This window comes from Acuticoccus yangtzensis (assembly GCF_001927245.1).
Lineage (GTDB): Bacteria > Pseudomonadota > Alphaproteobacteria > Rhizobiales > Amorphaceae > Acuticoccus > Acuticoccus yangtzensis.
On the sequence record NZ_MJUX01000001.1, the window covers coordinates 1,126,318 to 1,143,445 of the forward strand.

Annotated in this window: 20 protein-coding genes; 13 read left to right on the forward strand and 7 right to left on the reverse strand. The window is 68.6% G+C overall.

The features are described 5' to 3' along the window. Positions 1–104: 104 nt before the first annotated feature. The 5 genes from BIX52_RS05000 to fabA are packed head-to-tail and all read right to left on the reverse strand — an operon-like array spanning position 105 to position 4,512. Positions 105–1,160, reverse strand: a complete 1,056-nt coding sequence (locus tag BIX52_RS05000; RefSeq protein WP_245803137.1) for a glycosyl transferase family 90 — start codon at positions 1,158–1,160, stop codon at positions 105–107. A gap of 30 nt (positions 1,161–1,190) precedes the next feature. Continuing rightward, entirely contained in the window at positions 1,191–1,877 is a 687-nt protein-coding gene (locus BIX52_RS05005; RefSeq protein ID WP_075219816.1) for a phosphoribosylanthranilate isomerase, read from the reverse strand. Continuing rightward, positions 1,874–2,749, reverse strand: a complete 876-nt coding sequence (gene fabI / locus BIX52_RS05010; protein ID WP_205647696.1) for an enoyl-ACP reductase FabI — start codon at positions 2,747–2,749, stop codon at positions 1,874–1,876. The genes BIX52_RS05005 and fabI overlap by 4 nt, the downstream gene beginning before the upstream one ends. After that, complete coding sequence (fabB, locus tag BIX52_RS05015) at positions 2,739–3,959, reverse strand: beta-ketoacyl-ACP synthase I (protein ID WP_075219818.1); 1,221 nt, start codon at positions 3,957–3,959, stop codon at positions 2,739–2,741. The genes fabI and fabB overlap by 11 nt, the downstream gene beginning before the upstream one ends. A 28-nt stretch (positions 3,960–3,987) precedes the next feature. After that, the gene (fabA, locus tag BIX52_RS05020; protein ID WP_075219819.1) at positions 3,988–4,512 is read right to left on the reverse strand and encodes a 3-hydroxyacyl-[acyl-carrier-protein] dehydratase FabA; all 525 of its coding nucleotides are present in this window, start codon (positions 4,510–4,512) and stop codon (positions 3,988–3,990) included. Between the two features lie 269 nt (positions 4,513–4,781). On the opposite strand from fabA, the gene irrA reads away from it, so the two are divergent. Beyond that, a complete protein-coding gene (gene irrA / locus BIX52_RS05025) occupies positions 4,782–5,213 on the forward strand; it encodes an iron response transcriptional regulator IrrA (RefSeq protein ID WP_075219820.1) in 432 nt (143 codons plus the stop codon). Positions 5,214–5,270: 57 nt separating this feature from the next. Here the strand turns inward: irrA and thpR are convergent, their stop codons facing one another. Further along, positions 5,271–5,822 (reverse strand): RNA 2',3'-cyclic phosphodiesterase, encoded by a 552-nt coding sequence (gene thpR / locus BIX52_RS05030; RefSeq protein ID WP_075220190.1) that lies wholly within the window; start codon positions 5,820–5,822, stop codon positions 5,271–5,273. Between the two features lie 174 nt (positions 5,823–5,996). Here thpR and uraH point away from each other — a divergent pair, with 174 nt between their 5' ends. Then, positions 5,997–6,350 (forward strand): hydroxyisourate hydrolase, encoded by a 354-nt coding sequence (gene uraH / locus BIX52_RS05035; protein WP_083549502.1) that lies wholly within the window; start codon positions 5,997–5,999, stop codon positions 6,348–6,350. A 33-nt stretch (positions 6,351–6,383) separates the two neighbouring features. Here the strand turns inward: uraH and BIX52_RS05040 are convergent, their stop codons facing one another. Next, positions 6,384–7,094 (reverse strand): DUF2927 domain-containing protein, encoded by a 711-nt coding sequence (locus tag BIX52_RS05040; protein ID WP_157956196.1) that lies wholly within the window; start codon positions 7,092–7,094, stop codon positions 6,384–6,386. Positions 7,095–7,206: 112 nt separating this feature from the next. On the opposite strand from BIX52_RS05040, the gene BIX52_RS05045 reads away from it, so the two are divergent. From BIX52_RS05045 to BIX52_RS05090, 11 genes are all read left to right on the forward strand, one after another. Then, positions 7,207–7,836: a DNA-3-methyladenine glycosylase I gene (locus BIX52_RS05045; RefSeq protein ID WP_075219823.1), complete on the forward strand. Its 630-nt coding sequence runs from the start codon at positions 7,207–7,209 to the stop codon at positions 7,834–7,836. Positions 7,837–8,237: 401 nt separating this feature from the next. After that, on the forward strand, positions 8,238–9,620 hold the full coding sequence (locus BIX52_RS05050) for an ABC transporter substrate-binding protein (RefSeq protein WP_083660010.1): 1,383 nt from the start codon (positions 8,238–8,240) through the stop codon (positions 9,618–9,620). Between the two features lie 250 nt (positions 9,621–9,870). After that, positions 9,871–10,842 (forward strand): carbohydrate ABC transporter permease, encoded by a 972-nt coding sequence (locus BIX52_RS05055; protein ID WP_083660011.1) that lies wholly within the window; start codon positions 9,871–9,873, stop codon positions 10,840–10,842. Beyond that, positions 10,839–11,786: a carbohydrate ABC transporter permease gene (locus BIX52_RS05060; RefSeq protein WP_075219824.1), complete on the forward strand. Its 948-nt coding sequence runs from the start codon at positions 10,839–10,841 to the stop codon at positions 11,784–11,786. The genes BIX52_RS05055 and BIX52_RS05060 overlap by 4 nt, the downstream gene beginning before the upstream one ends. Beyond that, positions 11,783–11,953, forward strand: a complete 171-nt coding sequence (locus BIX52_RS23195; protein ID WP_170126395.1) for a hypothetical protein — start codon at positions 11,783–11,785, stop codon at positions 11,951–11,953. The genes BIX52_RS05060 and BIX52_RS23195 overlap by 4 nt, the downstream gene beginning before the upstream one ends. Positions 11,954–11,977: 24 nt before the next feature. Continuing rightward, positions 11,978–13,078: an ABC transporter ATP-binding protein gene (locus tag BIX52_RS05065; protein WP_075219825.1), complete on the forward strand. Its 1,101-nt coding sequence runs from the start codon at positions 11,978–11,980 to the stop codon at positions 13,076–13,078. Then, entirely contained in the window at positions 13,075–14,118 is a 1,044-nt protein-coding gene (locus BIX52_RS05070; RefSeq protein WP_075219826.1) for an ABC transporter ATP-binding protein, read from the forward strand. The genes BIX52_RS05065 and BIX52_RS05070 overlap by 4 nt, the downstream gene beginning before the upstream one ends. Continuing rightward, the gene (dhaL, locus tag BIX52_RS05075; protein WP_083660012.1) at positions 14,118–14,765 is read left to right on the forward strand and encodes a dihydroxyacetone kinase subunit DhaL; all 648 of its coding nucleotides are present in this window, start codon (positions 14,118–14,120) and stop codon (positions 14,763–14,765) included. The genes BIX52_RS05070 and dhaL overlap by 1 nt, the downstream gene beginning before the upstream one ends. Beyond that, complete coding sequence (gene dhaM / locus BIX52_RS05080) at positions 14,762–15,151, forward strand: dihydroxyacetone kinase phosphoryl donor subunit DhaM (protein WP_075219827.1); 390 nt, start codon at positions 14,762–14,764, stop codon at positions 15,149–15,151. The genes dhaL and dhaM overlap by 4 nt, the downstream gene beginning before the upstream one ends. Continuing rightward, positions 15,148–15,456 (forward strand): HPr family phosphocarrier protein, encoded by a 309-nt coding sequence (locus tag BIX52_RS05085; protein ID WP_083660013.1) that lies wholly within the window; start codon positions 15,148–15,150, stop codon positions 15,454–15,456. The genes dhaM and BIX52_RS05085 overlap by 4 nt, the downstream gene beginning before the upstream one ends. Then, positions 15,449–17,128, forward strand: a complete 1,680-nt coding sequence (locus BIX52_RS05090; RefSeq protein WP_083660014.1) for a putative PEP-binding protein — start codon at positions 15,449–15,451, stop codon at positions 17,126–17,128. The genes BIX52_RS05085 and BIX52_RS05090 overlap by 8 nt, the downstream gene beginning before the upstream one ends.

Sequence of the window (17,128 nt, forward strand, 5' to 3'; positions counted from 1 at the left end):
GCACGCCGTCCGGTCACACAGCATGTCGCTTAAGTGCGGTCAAGAACCTGAGCCGCATGGCCTCCTTTCGAGGCTTCCCTGCGAAGCCGCCGATGGCCCGCCGCTCAGTCCTCGGCGAGCTCGTTTTCGGGCATGAACAGGCGCACACGCTTCTGATATTGCTTGACCACCGCGTCAACGAGATCGCGCTCCACGCCGGCATCCATGAATGCGCTCATGAAGCGTTTGCCGTTCTCGGCGATCTCGCGGCATTGGGCAGGATGCGCCTCGCACCAAGCGTAGACGTCTTCCAGGTCTTCAAGGTCGCGCCGGACTTCGACATAGTGCACGCCCGGCCGCAACATGGATTCGCACGCCCAGGACTCGGCATGAATGCGCGGCATGATGATGAGCGAGTTGGACGCCAGAATCCACTTCATGCCGGACGCGAGATCGTTGCCCTCCAGAACCAGAAGATACTTGGCGGCAAGCTGCTCCTTGTAGCTCAGCGTCGGCTTGATGCAGCGTTCCAGCGGACCGAAGTCGTCCTTCAAGCCCACCTTGTCGACCTGGACGATGCGCGAGAAGCCAAAATCGAACCCCGGATTCTGCGCGAACCGGTCCCAATGCTGATAAATGTAGTAGCGGCTGCCGAAGGGCGGGTGCCAGAAGACCCCCGTCGTCGCCCCGCGCCAGACGACGACGGAGGCCTTCTCCTCGAACGGGATGTCGTTATCCGCCACCTCGGCCAGCGGCTCGAAATGGCGCTCGGCGTTCAGCGGCAGGAGGACGGACAGGCCCGGATCGTCGATCCGCCGCGCCTTGTGGAAGGTCGGCGAAGTGTTGGGCGTCAAATCGTCTCCGATGACGAGCTGGAACCGGCGCATGATGCCGACCCGCTGGTGCGCCTCCAGCACGGGATCGAAATAGCGCTTGCGCAACTGGGTGATGATCGCCGGGTTGCGCCCGCTCAGTCCCTTCTTGTCCATGTAGGCTTGCGAGCGGCGCACCGCGACCTCGAACGAGCGCTTGGGGTGGCCGAGGAAGGCCTCCTCAGGGGTGACCGGATAGCGCCGGAAGCCCTTGCCCTCACGTCCCAGCGGAAGCGGCGCAAGGTAGAGATCGAGGCGTTGATCCGCCGTCGGAGCAAGAACGTCGCCGACGGCGTCGCTGGGAATCATCACAATCACGCTCGCTATCGTCGGTCGCGGTCAGCCGGCAGCTTGGCGAACTGCCGCCGCAAAGGCCAGCATCTTCGCCGGGTCCTTCACCCGCTCCACCTCTACGCCGGACGACACGTCGACCGCGTAGGGGGCCAGTGCGCGCACCGCGGCGGCAACGGTCTCTGGGGTCAGGCCGCCGGACAGCATGAAGGGACGGTCCGCCGGCCAACCGTCCAGCAGCGACCAGTCGAAGGAGGCGCCGTGGCCGCCGGGCCGGTCGGCGCCTTTGGGCGGCTTGGCGTCCAGCACCAGGAGCGTCTCGGGATAGTCGTCGATCGCGGCGAGGTCGGCGGCGGAGGCGACGCCGAGCGCTTTCGCGACGGGCCGGTCATAGCGCGCCGCAAGCTCGGCCACACGCGCCGGGCTCTCCTTGCCGTGAAGCTGCAGGATGTCGGGCTCGGCGGCCGCAACCAGCGCATCCAGCGTGGCATCGTCCGCGTCGACGGTCAGCGTCACCAGGGTGACGCGGCCGCGCGCATGGTCGGCGATCGCCCGCGCCGCATCAAGCGCGAGATGGCGGGGGCTGGGCGCGAAGTGGACGAGGCCGATCATGTCGGCCCCGGCGGCGATGGCGGCATCGGCGAGGTCCGGCCGGGTGATGCCGCAGATCTTGATGAGCGGCCAGGCGGCGGGCGCCGGCCACCGCGCATCGAGCCGCGCCGCCGGTCCGGTCACTGACCCTCGGCGAGGATGTCGGGCGCCTCGGCCTCGACCTTCTCTTCGATGATCTCGCGCCGCTCCTCGGCCCGCAATTCGTCGAGCTTGGGCATCGACATGATGTTGTAGCCGGAATCGACGTAGTGGATCTCGCCCGTGACGCCCGACGAATAGTCGGACAGCAGGTAGGACGAGGTCTTGCCGATCTCGTCGATCGTCACCGTGCGCTCCAGCGGGGAGTGCTTGCGCTGATAGTTGAACATCAGCCGCGCATCGGTCACGCCGGCGCCGGCCAGTGTGCGCACCGGCCCAGCAGACACGGCGTTGACGCGGATGTTCCGGCCGCCGAAGTCCGCCGCGAGGTAGCGCACGGAGGATTCCAGCGCCGCCTTGGCCACACCCATGACGTTATAATTCGGCATCACCTTCACCGACCCGCCATAGGTGAGGGTCAGCATGGAGCCGCCATTCGTCATCAGCGCGGCGGCGCGCTTGGCCGCCTCGGTGAAGGAGAAGCACGAAATCACCATCGTGCGGGTGAAGTTCTCCCGCGTGGTGTCGGCATAGAGGCCCTTCAGCTCGTTCTTGTCCGAAAAGGCGACGGCGTGAACGAAGAAGTCGATCGAGCCCCAGACCTCGGCGGCGCGGGCAAAGGTGCGGTCGACGGAGGCGAGATCCTCCACGTCGCACTGCTCCAGGAAGGCGGCGTTGACCTTTTCGGCCAGCGGACGCACGCGGCGCCCGAACTGGTCGTTCTGGTAGGTCAGGCCGATTTCCGCGCCTTCGTTCGCCAGCGTCTGGGCGATGCCCCAGGCGATGGAATGGTTGTTCGCGACGCCCATCACGACGCCGCGTTTGCCGGCCATCAGGCCCATAGGCTCACCCGTCATAACGCGACATCACCAGAACGGCGTTGGTGCCGCCGAACCCGAATCCATTGGACAGGACAGTGTTCAGCTCCACGTTGTCACGCCGCTCGGTGACGATGGGGACCCCTTCGAAGGCGGGGTCGAGGTCCTCGATGTGCGCCGATGCGGCGATGAAGCCGCCGCGCATCATGAGGAGCGAATAGATCGCCTCGTGGACGCCGGCCGCGCCCTGGGCATGGCCCGACAGCGACTTGGTGCCCGAAATCGGCGGGATATCCTTGCCGAAGACGCGGCGGATCGCCTCGACTTCGCGCAGATCGCCGATCGGCGTGGAGGTCGCGTGCGGGTTGATGTAGTCGATCTGACGGCCGCCGGACATGTCCCAGGCCATCTTCATCGCCCGCTCGCCGCCCTCGCCGGACGGGGCCACCATGTCGTCACCGTCCGACGTCGCGCCGTAGCCGACGATCTCGGCGATGATGTTGGCGCCGCGTGCCTTGGCGTGCTCCAGCTCTTCCAGCACGAGGACGCCCGCACCGCCGGCGATCACGAAGCCGTCGCGGTTCTTGTCGAACGGACGCGAGGCGACGGACGGCGTGTCGTTATATTTGGACGACATCGCGCCCATGGCGTCGAACAGCACGGAGAGCGTCCAGTCGAGCTCTTCGCAGCCGCCGGCGAAGACGATGTCCTGCTTGCCCCAGGCGATCTGCTCGGCCGCGTTGCCGATGCAGATGTTGGTGGTCGCGCAGGCCGCGGAGATCGAATAGTTGATCCCCTTGATCTTGAACGCGGTGGAGAGGGTCGCCGACGCGGTGGAGCTCATCGCCTTGGGCACGGCCAGCGGGCCGATCTTGCGCGGCCCCTTCGTGCGGGCGATGTCCGCCGCCTCGACGATGGTGCGTGTGGACGCGCCGCCCGACCCCATCACGATGCCGGTGCGCTCATGCGAGATCTCGGACGGTTCCAGGCCCGCATCGCGGATCGCCTGGTCCATGGCGATGTGGTTCCAGGCCGTACCGCCGCCGTGGAAGCGCAGCTGCCTGCGGTCCAGAACGTCGGCCGGGTCCACGGTGGGGGCTCCGTGCACGTGGCAGCGGAAACCGTGCTCGACATAGGAATCGGCCCGGACGATGCCGGACCGGCCTTCCTGCAACGATGCGGTCACCTCTTGCGTCGATCCGCCAAGCGGCGAAACGATGCCCATTCCGGTGACGACGACGCGTCTCATTGGTGCTCCTTCTGCGAGGCGCGCGCCGTTAGCTGGCGGCGGCCGCCTCGTCCTTGAACAGGCCGACCCTCAGGTCTTCGGCCTTGTAAATGGTCTCGCCGTCGGCCTTCAACCATCCGTCGCCGATGCCGAGCACCAGCTTGGACTTCATGACCCGCTTCAGATCCACGCCATATTCGATGTGCTTCACCTTCGGCGTCACCATGCCGGTGAACTTGATGCCGCCGGTGGAAATCGCGCGGCCGCGCCCTTCCCCGCCGATCCAGCCGAGGAAGAAGCCGAGCATCTGCCACAGCGCGTCGAGGCCGAGGCAGCCCGGCATCACCGGATCACCCTTGAAGTGGCAGGCGAAGAACCAGAGGTCCTCGCGCACCTCGAGTTCGGCGCGGATCTCGCCCTTGCCGTTGGCTCCCCCTTCCGAGGAGATATGGCTGATCCGGTCGAACATCAGCATCGGCGGCAGCGGCAGTTGCGGATTGCCGGGGCCAAACAGCTCCCCGCGCCCGCACGCCAGCAAGTCCTCATATTCGAACCGCGACCTTGTCATCGTCATCGCCAAACGCTCGTTCTCCCGATCGGCCGCAAGCCCTTCACGTAAGGTGCGCGTGCCCAGGCTGCAAACCGTCTCCGGTCATGCACTCATCAACGGTGCCCGATATCGCCACAACGCCGGTTCTGGCAAGCGTCTCGGCCCAAGTCGTTCCATTGATCTCATGGAACGGACCGGTTATATCCTCGGTGCCGGGGTCAACTTCACTCGGACACACGGATCATTTTGGGTTTTGGGACGAGGCGATGGCAGTTTTCTTCTCGCGTGAGACAATGGATGGCGCGAAAGACGTGCGGGCCCCGCACGTGGACATCCGCGATCTGTTGAAAACCGCGGGGCTGCGGCCGACGCGCCAGCGCGTGGCCCTCGGTGATCTGCTGTTCGCCCGCGGCCACCGGCACATCTCCGCCGAAGGCCTGCACGAAGAGGCGATCACCGCCCGCGTCCCGGTGTCGCTGGCGACCGTGTACAACACGCTCCACCAGTTCACCGAGGTCGGCCTCCTGCGCGAAATCGCGGTCGACGGCACCAAGACCTATTTCGACACCAACACCGACGATCACCACCACTTCTTCGACGAGACGAACGGCGAAGTGACGGACATTCCGGGCGACGCGCTCAACCTGTCGCGCATCCCCGAGGCGCCGGAAGGCATGGAAATCGCCCGCGTCGACGTGGTGGTCCGCATCCGCCCGCGCCCCTGAGACGCGCAGAACCGAACGAAAAAAGCCCTGGCGCGTCGCGCCGGGGCTTTTTTTGCGTCAGGCGGCGCGCGCCAGGTTCAGCGGATAGACGTCTTCCGTCACATAAGGCCCGCCGCCGACCGAGGCGCGGGACGACAGCAGCGCGAACTCCTCCGCCACGAAGGGCGGCGCGCAGAAGGCGCCGCGGACCGTGAGCCAATCCGCCACCTCGCGCGATGTGGCGCCCTTGCAGCGCGCAATCGTCACATGCGGGGTGAAGCGGCGCGCCTCCGCCGGCAGCCCCATCCGCTGCAGGGCCCGCTCCTGGTCGGCCTGAAGCTCCATCAGCTCCGGCGTCGGCTCCACCCTGGCCCACACCGAGTGCGGCTGCTTCTTGTTGCCGAAGGAGCCGAGCCCGCTGATCGTCACCGGCACGGGCGCGCGGCGGATCCGCGACAATGTGTGCGCCACCTCGTCGGCGACCCTCTCGTCCACATCGCCGATGAAGCGCAGGGTCACGTGATAATTTTCGGGGTCGATGAAGCGCGCATTGCGCAGACCGCCTCTGAGGCCGGTCATCCACATGCGAACATCCTCGGGAAGCGTGAGAGCGGTGAATAGGCGCGGCATGGCATCCTCCGTTCGGCGGTCCCGGCGGCGGTGCATCTCGCACCGCCGTTGCCGTCAGTCTCATCGACTCGGCGGAAGATTGGCAAGGTCCGCCGCCGCTTCTCAACGGCGCGCCGCCACACGGCTGGCCGCGCCCGGCACCGGCGTGTAGCCTCGCCCCCGTTCAGAAATGGGATGCTTATGGCCGGACGCCTCACCACCCACGTGCTCGACACCATGTTCGGCGCCCCGGCGGGCGGCGTCTCCGTCACCCTGTGCGACCAGGACGGCAACGCTATCGCCTCCGCCACCACCAACGCCGACGGCCGCCTCGACGCGCCGATCCTGGAGGGCGAGGCATTCCAACCCGGCCGTTATGCGCTGGAATTCGGCGCGGGCGACTACTTCCGCCGCATGGGCGTGGAGCTGCCGAGCCCAGCTTTTCTGGAGGTGGTGGTCATCGCCTTCGGGATCTCGGAGACGGACACGCACTACCACGTGCCGCTTCTGATCTCGCCCTACGCCTACTCGACCTACAAGGGGTCCTGACGGGCAAGCCTCGGCCCAGCCCCGGCTGCTATGTCAGTGGGTGAGGCCGAGGTCGGCGAACACGAACGGCAGCGTCTGGTGGGCTTCCATCCCGGTCATCCCCGGCTTGATCGCGGGATGGTAGAGGATGTTCATCAGCGCCTGGTCAAACTTGGTGAAGGTCGCGTGGCGCGACTGGTCGTTGAAGACGCTTTCGGTGAGGCTGTCGTCGTCGTTCATCGGCCCCAGCCCCTGGAGGACTTCTTCCACGAGGCAGCGTTGGAACAGAAAGTCGTCATCGGCGACGATCACGGCCGTGGAATGCTGGATCTTGCCGTTCACCGTCGTCACGCCGACGAGGCATTGCGCGTTCATCGCCAGCGCGTCCGCCTTCAATTCGGTCGAGACGACATCGCCGAAATTGTCCTGCCGCACCAGGATGACGCGAAAATTGGCCCGCGAACGGCGCTCGGTGACCACCGCCTTGAGGCCGGAAATGCGCCGCGGCAGGCGGTTCAGGAACGTCCGCGCCTCGATCTCGCGGCCGAGGCCGGAGCGGTCATCCACATAAAAACGCACCTCGTCGACGAAGCGCTTCACGCGGAAGGCGTCGGTATGGCCGCCATATTCCAGCCCAAACACCGTTTTGAAGAACGCATCCTTCAACGCCGTGGAGTCCACGCCCTCGCCCGCCGAAGGCTGCGACCCGACCGTCACCACCATCGCCATCGCCGAGATGCATAGAAACGTTAACAGTTTGTGCATGGAACCCATCCGCGCCGTCGCCGTGATGGTGCTGCAACACCGGATAGGGCACAACCTTTTTGGTTAGCGAAAAGTTACTAAGGGTTAATTCATCCCGGCATAGGTTGATCGCGTGACACTTGCGCCCGGCCTCATCGACCAACCGGATGGCCGCCCCCGCTGCTTCTGGCACGGCGGCCTGACCGATTACGTCGCCTACCACGACGACGAATGGGGCCGCCCAGTCGCCGACGACACGCGCCTGTTCGAGAAGATCTGCCTCGAGGGTTTCCAGTCCGGCCTCTCCTGGCTCACCATCTTGAGGAAGCGCGAGAATTTCCGCGCCGCCTTCGCCGGGTTCGACATCCCCACCGTCGCCCGCTTCGGCGAGGCGGACGTGGCGCGGCTCCTCGGCGACGCCGGGATCGTGCGCCACCGCGGCAAGATCGAGGCGGCGATCAACAACGCCCGCTGCGCCGAGACGCTGCTGGAGCGCGAGGGATCGCTCGCCGCCTACATCTGGCGCCACGAGCCCGCCCCCGGCGCCGACGCGCTGACGTTGGAGACCCTGCGCGCCCGCACCATCCTGCCGGAAGCGGCCGCCCTGTCGAAGACGCTGCGCAAGGCCGGCTGGCGCTTCGTCGGCCCGACCACGGTGACGGCGATGTTCCAGGCCGCCGGCCTCGTCAACGACCACCTGGAAGGCTGCATCTGCCGCGATGCAGTGACCGCCGCCAGAGCCGCGTTCACACGCCCGACCTAAGCACCTCATAAGCGAAGCCTTTTCGCGATGCCTGCCGCCTCGCCGAGTTTAATCGCTAAACCACTGCCCCGCGGCGGGGCGCTCGCCGCATCCCCATGATTTCACCCGAATATCCGCCATATCCGCCGCCTTTCGCCCGCTTATGCCTGTCAACGGCAGCGGTCCCCGGCGCAACTTTTCGCATGCGGAGCGGCTTGACACATGGCAAAAGTTTATCTTCACTCAACTTCAGAGCCAAAAAGTTTAGTCCTTGCGCTGAACGCGTGAGGCGAAGGCTCGCACAGGTCCGCAGGCAGAGACTCATGAACCCCCGCGCCATAAGGGGGACTGATCGGCGGACGAAGGGATGAAACGCACATCGGCTCGCCCGCGCGGCAGCCCGAAATGGAGGACCTGCGTCCATGTTCTCGCCGTCCGTATCCTCGCCGACCGTCTTCTCGCCGAAACCGGGCCGCCGCAGTCCGGCGCCCGCACGCGCGCTCGCCGCGGCCCTTCTTGCCGGCACCGCGCTCGCCGCCGCCCCCGCCGCCGCTCAGGACAAGGAATTGACGCTCTGCTGGGCGGCCTGGGACCCCGCCAACGCCCTCGTCGAGCTCTCCAAGGACTTCACCGCCGAGAGCGGCATCAAAATGAACTTCGAGTTCGTCCCCTGGACCAACTTCGCCGACCGTATGCTCAACGAGCTCAATTCTGGCGGCCAGCTCTGCGACCTCATGATCGGCGACAGCCAGTGGATCGGCGGCGGCGCCACCTACGGCCACTACGTCAAACTGAACGACTTCTTCGAGAAGGAGGGCATCGCGATGGATGACTTCCTTCCCGCCGCCGTGGACGCCTATTCCGCCTGGCCCAAGGGCACGGACAATTATTATGCCCTCCCCGCCATGGGCGACGCCGTCGGCTGGGTCTACCGCAAGGACTGGTTCGCAAAGCCCGAGATCCAGGCCGCCTTCAAGGAGGAGGTCGGCCGCGACCTCGCCGTGCCGACCACCTGGGACGAGCTGCTCGAGGTCGCGAAATTCTTCCAAGGCCGCGAGATCGACGGCGAGACCCGCTACGGCGCCGCAATCTACACCGAGCGCGGCTCCGAAGGCATCACCATGGGCGTCACCAACACGCTCTACCCGTTCGGCTTCAAGTACGAGATGACGCCCGGCAAGTACGACATGGAGGGCGCGGTGAACTCGCCCGAGGCCGTCGCCGCGCTGGAGACCTACAAGGAACTCTACGACTGCTGCACGCCCCCCGGCCATTCCGACGCCTACATGACCGAGGACCTGGACGCCTACAAATCCGGCCAGACCGCGCTGCAGATGAACTTCTTCGCCTTCTTCCCCGGCATCGCCAAGGATCCGGCGGTCGGCGGCGAGACGTCGGGCTTCTTCGTCAACCCGTCCGCCAACGAGGCGGCCTCGGTGCTGGGCGGCCAGGGCATCTCGGTCGTCGCCTACTCCGACGCGCAGGACGAGGCGCTCGACTACATCAAGTGGTTCGCCCAGCCGGAGGTGCAGAAGAAATGGTGGTCGCTCGGCGGCTACGCGGTGCACAACGCGGTGGTGGAGGATCCGGGCTTCGCCGACAGCGCCCCCTTCGCCGGCGAGTTCCTGAAAGCCATGAGCAATGTGAAGGACTTCTGGCAGGAGCCGATCTACGCCGAGCTGCTGCAGGCCATGCAGAAGCGCGTTCACGACTACGTCGTCGCCGACCAGGGCACCGCGCAAGAGGCGCTCGACAAGCTGATCGAGGACTGGACCATCTCCTTCGAGGACGACGGCAAGCTCTAACCGCCGGGACCGGCACGCCCCGTCCGCTCGGAGCCCCTCCGGCCGGGCGGCACGCCCCGCCTGACGTCATACGCCGGTCCGCTGCGGCCGTGCGGGACGGGGCACGCCCGCCCCTCCGCTGGCGCCGGACGGCGATGCGCCTCCTCCCCGGCGCTTCGGCGCCCAACTGGCCGGCGGCCCACGCCGGCCCCTTCCCGTCCACCGCCCGGCGCCCACCGCCAGGCCCCCAAGGTGCGATGACCGAGGTGCGATGACCGACCACGCCGACATCCGCTACACGGCCGCCCCCGGCGAGGCCGCAACGCCGCACGAGGCCACCGCGCCCGGCCGCCCGCGCCGCGCCGTCCGCGGCCTGCCCGACCGCTGGCTGGCCACGCTCTTCGTCACGCCCAGCATCGCGCTTCTCCTCGCCATCAACATCTTCCCGCTGATCTGGACGGTGTACCTCTCCTTCACCAACTTCCGCGCCAACCAGCCCGGCCGGCCGGTGGAGTGGATCGGCACCCGCAACTACGAGCGCCTGCTCGGCAGCGAGGACATCTGGGGCTACCTCCAGGCCACCGCCCACTTCGTCGTCTGGACCATGCTCATCCAGGTCGCGATCGGCCTCGGCCTCGCCATGCTCATCAACCGCGACTTCAAGGGCGCGTCCTTCTGGACCACCATCATCCTCATCCCGATGATGCTGTCCCCCGCCGTCGTCGGCACCTTCTGGACCTATCTCTACCAGCCGCAGACCGGCATCTTCTCGGCCATCGTCGACCTCTTCACCGGCCTCGGCCCGATCGACATGATCGGCTCGGTCAGCCTCGCCCCATGGGCCATCATCATCGTCGATACGTGGATGTGGACGCCCTACATCATGCTGCTGTGCCTCGCAGGGCTGAGGTCGATCCCCGACTATCTCTACGAGGCGGCCGAGGTGGACCGGGCAGGACCGTTCCAGACCTTCTGGCACATCACCCTGCCGCGCATCCTCCCCTTCCTGATGCTCGCCGTCCTCTTCCGCGGCATCGAGAACTTCAAGATGTTCGACATGGTGGTCGAGCTGACCTCCGGCGGCCCCGGATCCACCACAGAACTCGCCTCCATCAACCTGAAGCGCGAAGCCTTCGAGAAGTGGCGTACCGGCTACGCATCCGCCTTCGCGGTGATCCTGTTCGTCACCGTCTTCGGGCTCGGCAACATCTACGTCAAAGCGCTCAACCGGGTGAAGTCATGAGCAGCGCCGCCGTCCGCGTCACCGATACCAGCCCGCGCGGCAAGATGATCGCCGGCACGCTCGTGATCGCCTACGCGCTGCTCACGATGATCCCGCTCGTCTGGATCGTCGCGACCAGCTTCAAGTCGCCGCCCGACTCCATCTCCTACCCGCCCAAGGTGCTGTTCGAGCCGACCCTGGAGGGCTACGTGAACCTCTTCACCACCCGCTCGCGCCAGACGCCGGAGTACATCGACAGCCTCGGCCCGCCCGCCACCTGGTACGACTCCCTGGTGCGCGAGCGGAACATGGTCATCACCGGCGAGTCCCGCTTCGCCGGGCGCTACATGAACTCGGTGATCATCGGCTTCGGGTCGACCTTCCTCGCGGTCTTCCTCGGCACGCTGGCCGCCTACGCCTTCTCCCGCTTCCGCATCCCGCTGAGGGACGATCTTCTCTTCTTCATCCTGTCGACGCGGATGATGCCGCCCGTCGCGGTCGCGATCCCGATCTACCTCATGTACCGCGGGCTCGGCCTGTCGGACACGCACCTCGGCATGATCCTGCTCTATACGGCGGTGAACCTGTCACTCTCGGTGTGGCTGCTGAAGGGCTTTGTCGACGAGATCCCGCGCGAATATGAGGAAGCCGCGGTGGTGGACGGCTACACCCGCTTCCAAGCCTTCATCAAAGTGGTGCTGCCGCAGATGCGCGCCGGGATCGCCGCCACCGCCATCTTCTGCCTCATCTTCTCGTGGAACGAGTACGCCTTCGCGCTGCTCCTCACCTCGGGCACGGCGCAGACGGCACCGCCCTTCATTCCCATCATCATCGGCGAAGGCGGGCTGGACTGGCCGGCCGTCGCCGCGGGCACCACGCTCTTCCTCGTCCCCGTCGTCGTCTTCACAGTGCTTTTGCGCCGGCAGCTCCTGCGCGGCATCACCTTCGGAGCGGTCCGCCGATGACACGCCTCTTCCGTCGCGCGCCCTGGGAGGCCGCCGCCACCGTCCTCATCGCCGCCGGGGTCGTCATGCTGATGCAACCCGTCTCGATGGCGCTCTATAGCTGGTCCTTCGCGGTCATCCTGACCGGCACGGTCGGCTTCGTCATCGTCAGCCATTTCCCGGAGTGACGGCCATGACCGCGAGACACCACCATGGCTGAGATCGCCCTTCACGACGTGCGCAAGTCCTTCGGCGACTTCACCGCCGTCACCTCGTCCACCTTCACCGTCAAGGACGGCGAGTTCTTCGTGATGCTCGGCCCCTCCGGCTGCGGCAAGACGACGACGCTGCGGATGATCGCCGGGCTGGAGCTGCCGACCTCCGGCCGCATCCTGCTCGACGGCGAGGACGTGACCTTCAACCGCGCATCCAAGCGCGATATCGCTTTCGTTTTTCAGCTCTTTGCGCTCTACCCGCACATGAGCGTGCGGCAGAACATCTCGTTTCCTCTGCGCACCCAGCGCCTTCCCCGGCGCGAGGTGCGCGCCCGCACGGAGGAGGTGGCGAAGATGCTTCAGATCGACACCATCCTCGACCGCCGCGTCACCGGGCTGGCGGCGGGCGACCGGCAGCGCGTGGCGCTCGGCCGCGCCATCGTGCGCCGCGCCAAGGCCTTCCTGATGGACGAGCCGCTCGGCGCGCTCGACGCCGCCTTCCGCGAGACGATGTGCGAGGAGCTGCGCCTGCTGCACGAGAGGATCGGCGCCACCACCGTCTACGTCACACACGACCAGATCGAGGCGATGGCGATGGCCGACCGCATCTGCGTGATGAACCGCGGCGAGGTGCTGCAGATCGGTGCGCCGATGGAGGTCTACGAGCGCCCGGCGACGCGCTTCGTGGCCGGCTTCCTCGGCTCACCCTCCATGAACTTCCTCACCGCGGAGGGCGGCTTCGCCCCCGGCGCCGATGCCATACGCATCGAGGGCGCGCGCCTCGCCATGCCCACCGCGCGCGAGGGGCTGGCCTGCCCGGAAGCGATCGTCGGCGCGCGACCCGAACACATCTCAATTGCCGACGACGGGGCGCTGAGGGGCCGCGTCTTCGCCGTCGAATATATGGGGGCGCGCCAGCTCGTCACGGTGGAGACCGCCGCGGGCCGCCTGCGGGTGCGCACCCCCAACACGGTGCGCGTCGCGACCGGCGAGACCGTCGGCCTCGCCTTCGACGCCGAGCGCCTGGTGGTGTTCGACCCCGTCAGCGACCGCGCCGTCCGCAGCGCCCTCTTCGACCACTCTGGGGCCCTAGCATGAGCGCCGCCGCGCTGATCGGCGCGACCAAGCGCTTCGGCGACACCACCGCCGTCGACGCCATGTCGCTGGAGGTGGCGGACGGTGAGTTCGTCGTCCTCCTCGGACCCACCGGCGCGGGCAAGACTACGACGCTGCGCCTCTTCGCCGGGCTGGAGCGGCCGGACCACGGGCGCGTCACCATCGGCGGCGCGGACGTCACGGCTACCGGCCCCGCGGAACGGGACGTCGCCTTCGTCTTCCAGCAATATTCGCTCTACCCGCACCTCACCGTCTACGAGAACCTCGCCTTTCCGCTGAAGGCGCCGGGCCGCCGCATGGGCGCCGCCGCCATCCGCCGCCGCGTGACCGAGATCGCCGAGCTTTTGCGCATCGCCCCCAAGCTCAAGAACCGTGTCACGGCTCTGTCGGGGGGCGAGATGCAGCGCGTCTCCATCGGCCGCGCCCTGGTGCGCGAGCCGAGCCTCTTTCTCATGGACGAGCCGCTGTCCTCGCTCGACGCCAAGCTGCGCGAGGATCTGCGCGTGGAGCTGAAGCGCATCCAGCGCGACCTCGGCGCCACCATCGTCTACGTCACGCACGATCAGCTCGAGGCGATGACGCTGGCCGACCGCATCGGCGTCCTGTCCGCGGGCCGGCTGATCCAGGTGGACACGCCCCGCGCGGTGTACGAGACGCCGGCCGACATCACCGCCGCCCAGCGCCTCGGCAGCCCGCAGATCAACCTCGTCCCGCCCGCCGCCATGGCGCTCGACTGTCCCGCCGGAGCGGCGACCGCGGGCGTGCGGCCTGAGGACATCATCCTCGTCCCTGGCCGGGCCGACACTCGCGACGTCACGGGCGGCGCAACGGGCGGCGTCACGGGAGCGGTGCTCGCGGTGGAGCATTTCGGCGTGGAGACCGTGGCGCTGGTGGAGATCGCCGGGCGGCAGGTGCACGCCCTCGTCGGCCCGCGCGCCGATTTTGCCCACGGCAGCCCCGTCGCCGCCACCGTCCGCCCCGGCGCCGCCCTCTTCTTCGACAGTTCCGGAGTCCGCCTCTGATGACCACAGACGCCCCACCCGACGCCACCACCGACGCCACAACCGGCGCCGGCCTCGTCGCCGCGCTGATCGAGGCGGCGGCCGCCACCATCGCCGCCCACCGCGACGAGTTGTCGGAGCTCGACCGCGCCATCGGCGACGGCGACCACGGCCACAACATGGCCCGCGGCTTCGAGGCGCTGACCGCCGCCGCGGACGAGATTGCCGCCCTTCCCTTCGGCAAGGCGCTGCAGAAGGCGGGCACCACGCTCGTCATGAAGGTCGGCGGCGCGTCCGGCCCGCTGTTCGGCTCGGCGCTGATGGCCGCCGGCAAGGCCTCCGGCGACGACGCGCCCCGGAGCGCTGCCGAGGTCGCCACGCTGCTGGACGCCGCCATCGACGCGGTGAAATCCCGCGGCAAGTCCGACGTCGGCGCCAAGACGATGCTCGACGTGCTCGCCCCCGTGGCGGACGCACTGCGCACCGGCGGCACCACCGCCGCCGTTCGCGAGGCCGCGGCCGCCGCGCTGGAGGCGACGCGTCCGATGATCGCCACCAAGGGCCGCGCCGCCTTCCTGGGCGAGCGGTCGGCCGGCCATCTCGACCCCGGCGCGCGTTCCTCCGCCCTCCTGGTCGACGCCGCCTGCACCGTGGCGGAGCGCTCATGAGCGACAATGTGGCGATCGTCATCGTCTCCCACTCGGCGGACGTGGCGAAGGGCGCGGCCGACATGGTGCGCCAGATGGTCGGCGACGAGGTGAAGGTCGCTTTCACCGGCGGCACGGCGGACGGCGCACTCGGCACCGACGTTGCAGCCATCATGGCGGCGATCGACGCGGTGTGGACCCAGAAGGGCGTCGCCGTGCTCGTCGATCTCGGCGGGGCGGAGACCAACACGGAAATGGCGATCGAGATGCTGGAGGACGGGCGCGGCGAGCGGGTGGCGATCCTCAACGCGCCGGTTGTGGAGGGCGCGGTGATGGCCGCGACCGAGGCCTCCGGCGGTTCCAGCCTCGAGGACGTGCGCCAGACGGCGGAGGATTTTCAGTCATGAGCAGCCCGGCAACCGCCCCCGCCGACGTGGAATGGATCGAGGGCGCGGCGGTGATCGTCGACCCGACCGGCCTCCACGCGCGCCCGGCGGTGAAGCTCACCAAGCTCGCCAAGACCTTCGCCGCCGCCGTTGAGGTGCGGCCGGACGACGCCGCCGCGCCCTGGGTGAACGCCAAGTCGCCCAACGCGGTGATGAAGATGAAGGCCGCGCACGGTGCACCGCTCCACATCCGTGCCGCGGGTGACGACGCCGCGGACGCCGTCGCCGCCCTGACCGCCCTGGTGGAGCGTAATTTCGATGCCTGACGCGGCTCTGGCGGCGGGCGCGGCGGAGGCTGGCACGTCGGCTGCCGGCGAGGCGGGAAGCGGTGTCTTCCGCGGCACGCCGGTGTGCGGGTCCGTCGCCATCGGCCCGCTCGTCGTCGTCGGCCCCGCCGCGGCCAGGAAGCGCAAGGCGACGGGTGACCCCGCCGCGGAGGCGGACGCGCTGCGCACAGCCATCGCCGCCGCCCTCGCCGCGCTGGAAGAGGCGCTGGCGGCGGAGGACGACCTCGCGGGCGAGATCCTGGAGTTTCAGGCCGCGCTCCTGGAGGACGACGACCTCACCGGCCCCGCCTTCACCGCCATCGCGGACGGCGCCCCCGCCGACCGCGCTTGGACGGTGGCGCTGGCCGCCGAGATCGACGCCTACCGCGCGGACGGCGACCCGGTGCTCAGCGCCCGCGGCGACGACCTCGCCGACCTCTCCGCCCGCGTGCTCTCCCACCTGACCGGCACGGCGGACCCCGCCGCCGACGTGCCGCGCGGCGCGATCGTGGCCGCCGCGGAGATGACGCCGTCCGCCTTCCTCGCCCTCAGCGCGGCGGGGGTTGCCGGCATCGCCACCACCGGCGGCAGCCCGACGAGCCACGTCGCCATCCTCGCCAAGGCCCGCGGCGTTCCCCTGGTCGTCGGGCTGAACGCGCTGCCCGCAGCGTCCCCCGGCCCCGCCGGCGCCGCGATCCTCGACGCCGCCGCCGGAACGCTGCACACGGCGCCGGACGCTGCCGCCCTCGCCGTCGCGCGCGCCCGCAGCGCCGAGGCGGCCACCGCCGCCGAGGCCGCCGCCGCCCGCGCCACCCAGCCCGCCGTCACCCGCGACGGCGCTGAGGTGAAGGTGATGGTGAACATCGACGATCCGGCGATCCTGGACACGCTCGACCCCGCCATCTGCGACGGCGTCGGCCTCACCCGCACCGAATTCCTGTTCCAGCACGGCGCGCCGGACGAAGAGGCGCAGCTCGCCTTCTATACCCGACTCATCGCCTGGGCGGACGGGCGGCCCGTCACCATCCGCACGCTCGACGCGGGCGGCGACAAACCCCTTCCCGGCATCACCGTGGACGGCGAGGCCAACCCCTTCCTAGGTGTGCGCGGCGTCCGCCTGTCGCTCGCCCGGCCGGAGCTGACCAGGGTGCAGCTCCGCGCTCTCGCAAGGGCCGCCGCTACCAGCCCGGTCCCGCTGAAGGTGATGGTGCCGATGGTCACCGTGCCCGCCGAACTGGAAGCGATGCGCGCGCTTCTCACTGCCGAGGTCGACGCGCTCGCCGCCGCCCGGATCGCCCACGCCGCGCCGATCCTCGGCACCATGGTCGAGGTGCCCGCCGCCGCCCTCACCGCCGCGCGATTCGACGCCGCCTTCTACTCCATCGGCTCCAACGACCTCGTGCAATATGCGACCGCCGCGGCGCGCGACAACGCCGCCGTGGCGCCGCTCGCCGACCCCGCCAACCCGGCCGTGCTGGAGCTGATCGGCCGCACCGTCGCGGCGGGCAAGGCGCGCGGCGTCGAGGTCAGCCTGTGCGGCGACATGGCGTCCACGCCCGCCCTCGCCGCCGCGCTCCTCGCCACCGGGCTGAGGGTGTTCAGCGCCGCCCCGGCCGAGGTCGCCGCCGTGAAGGACGCCATCCGCAGCGCCGCCGCGGGACCGGCCGCCTGA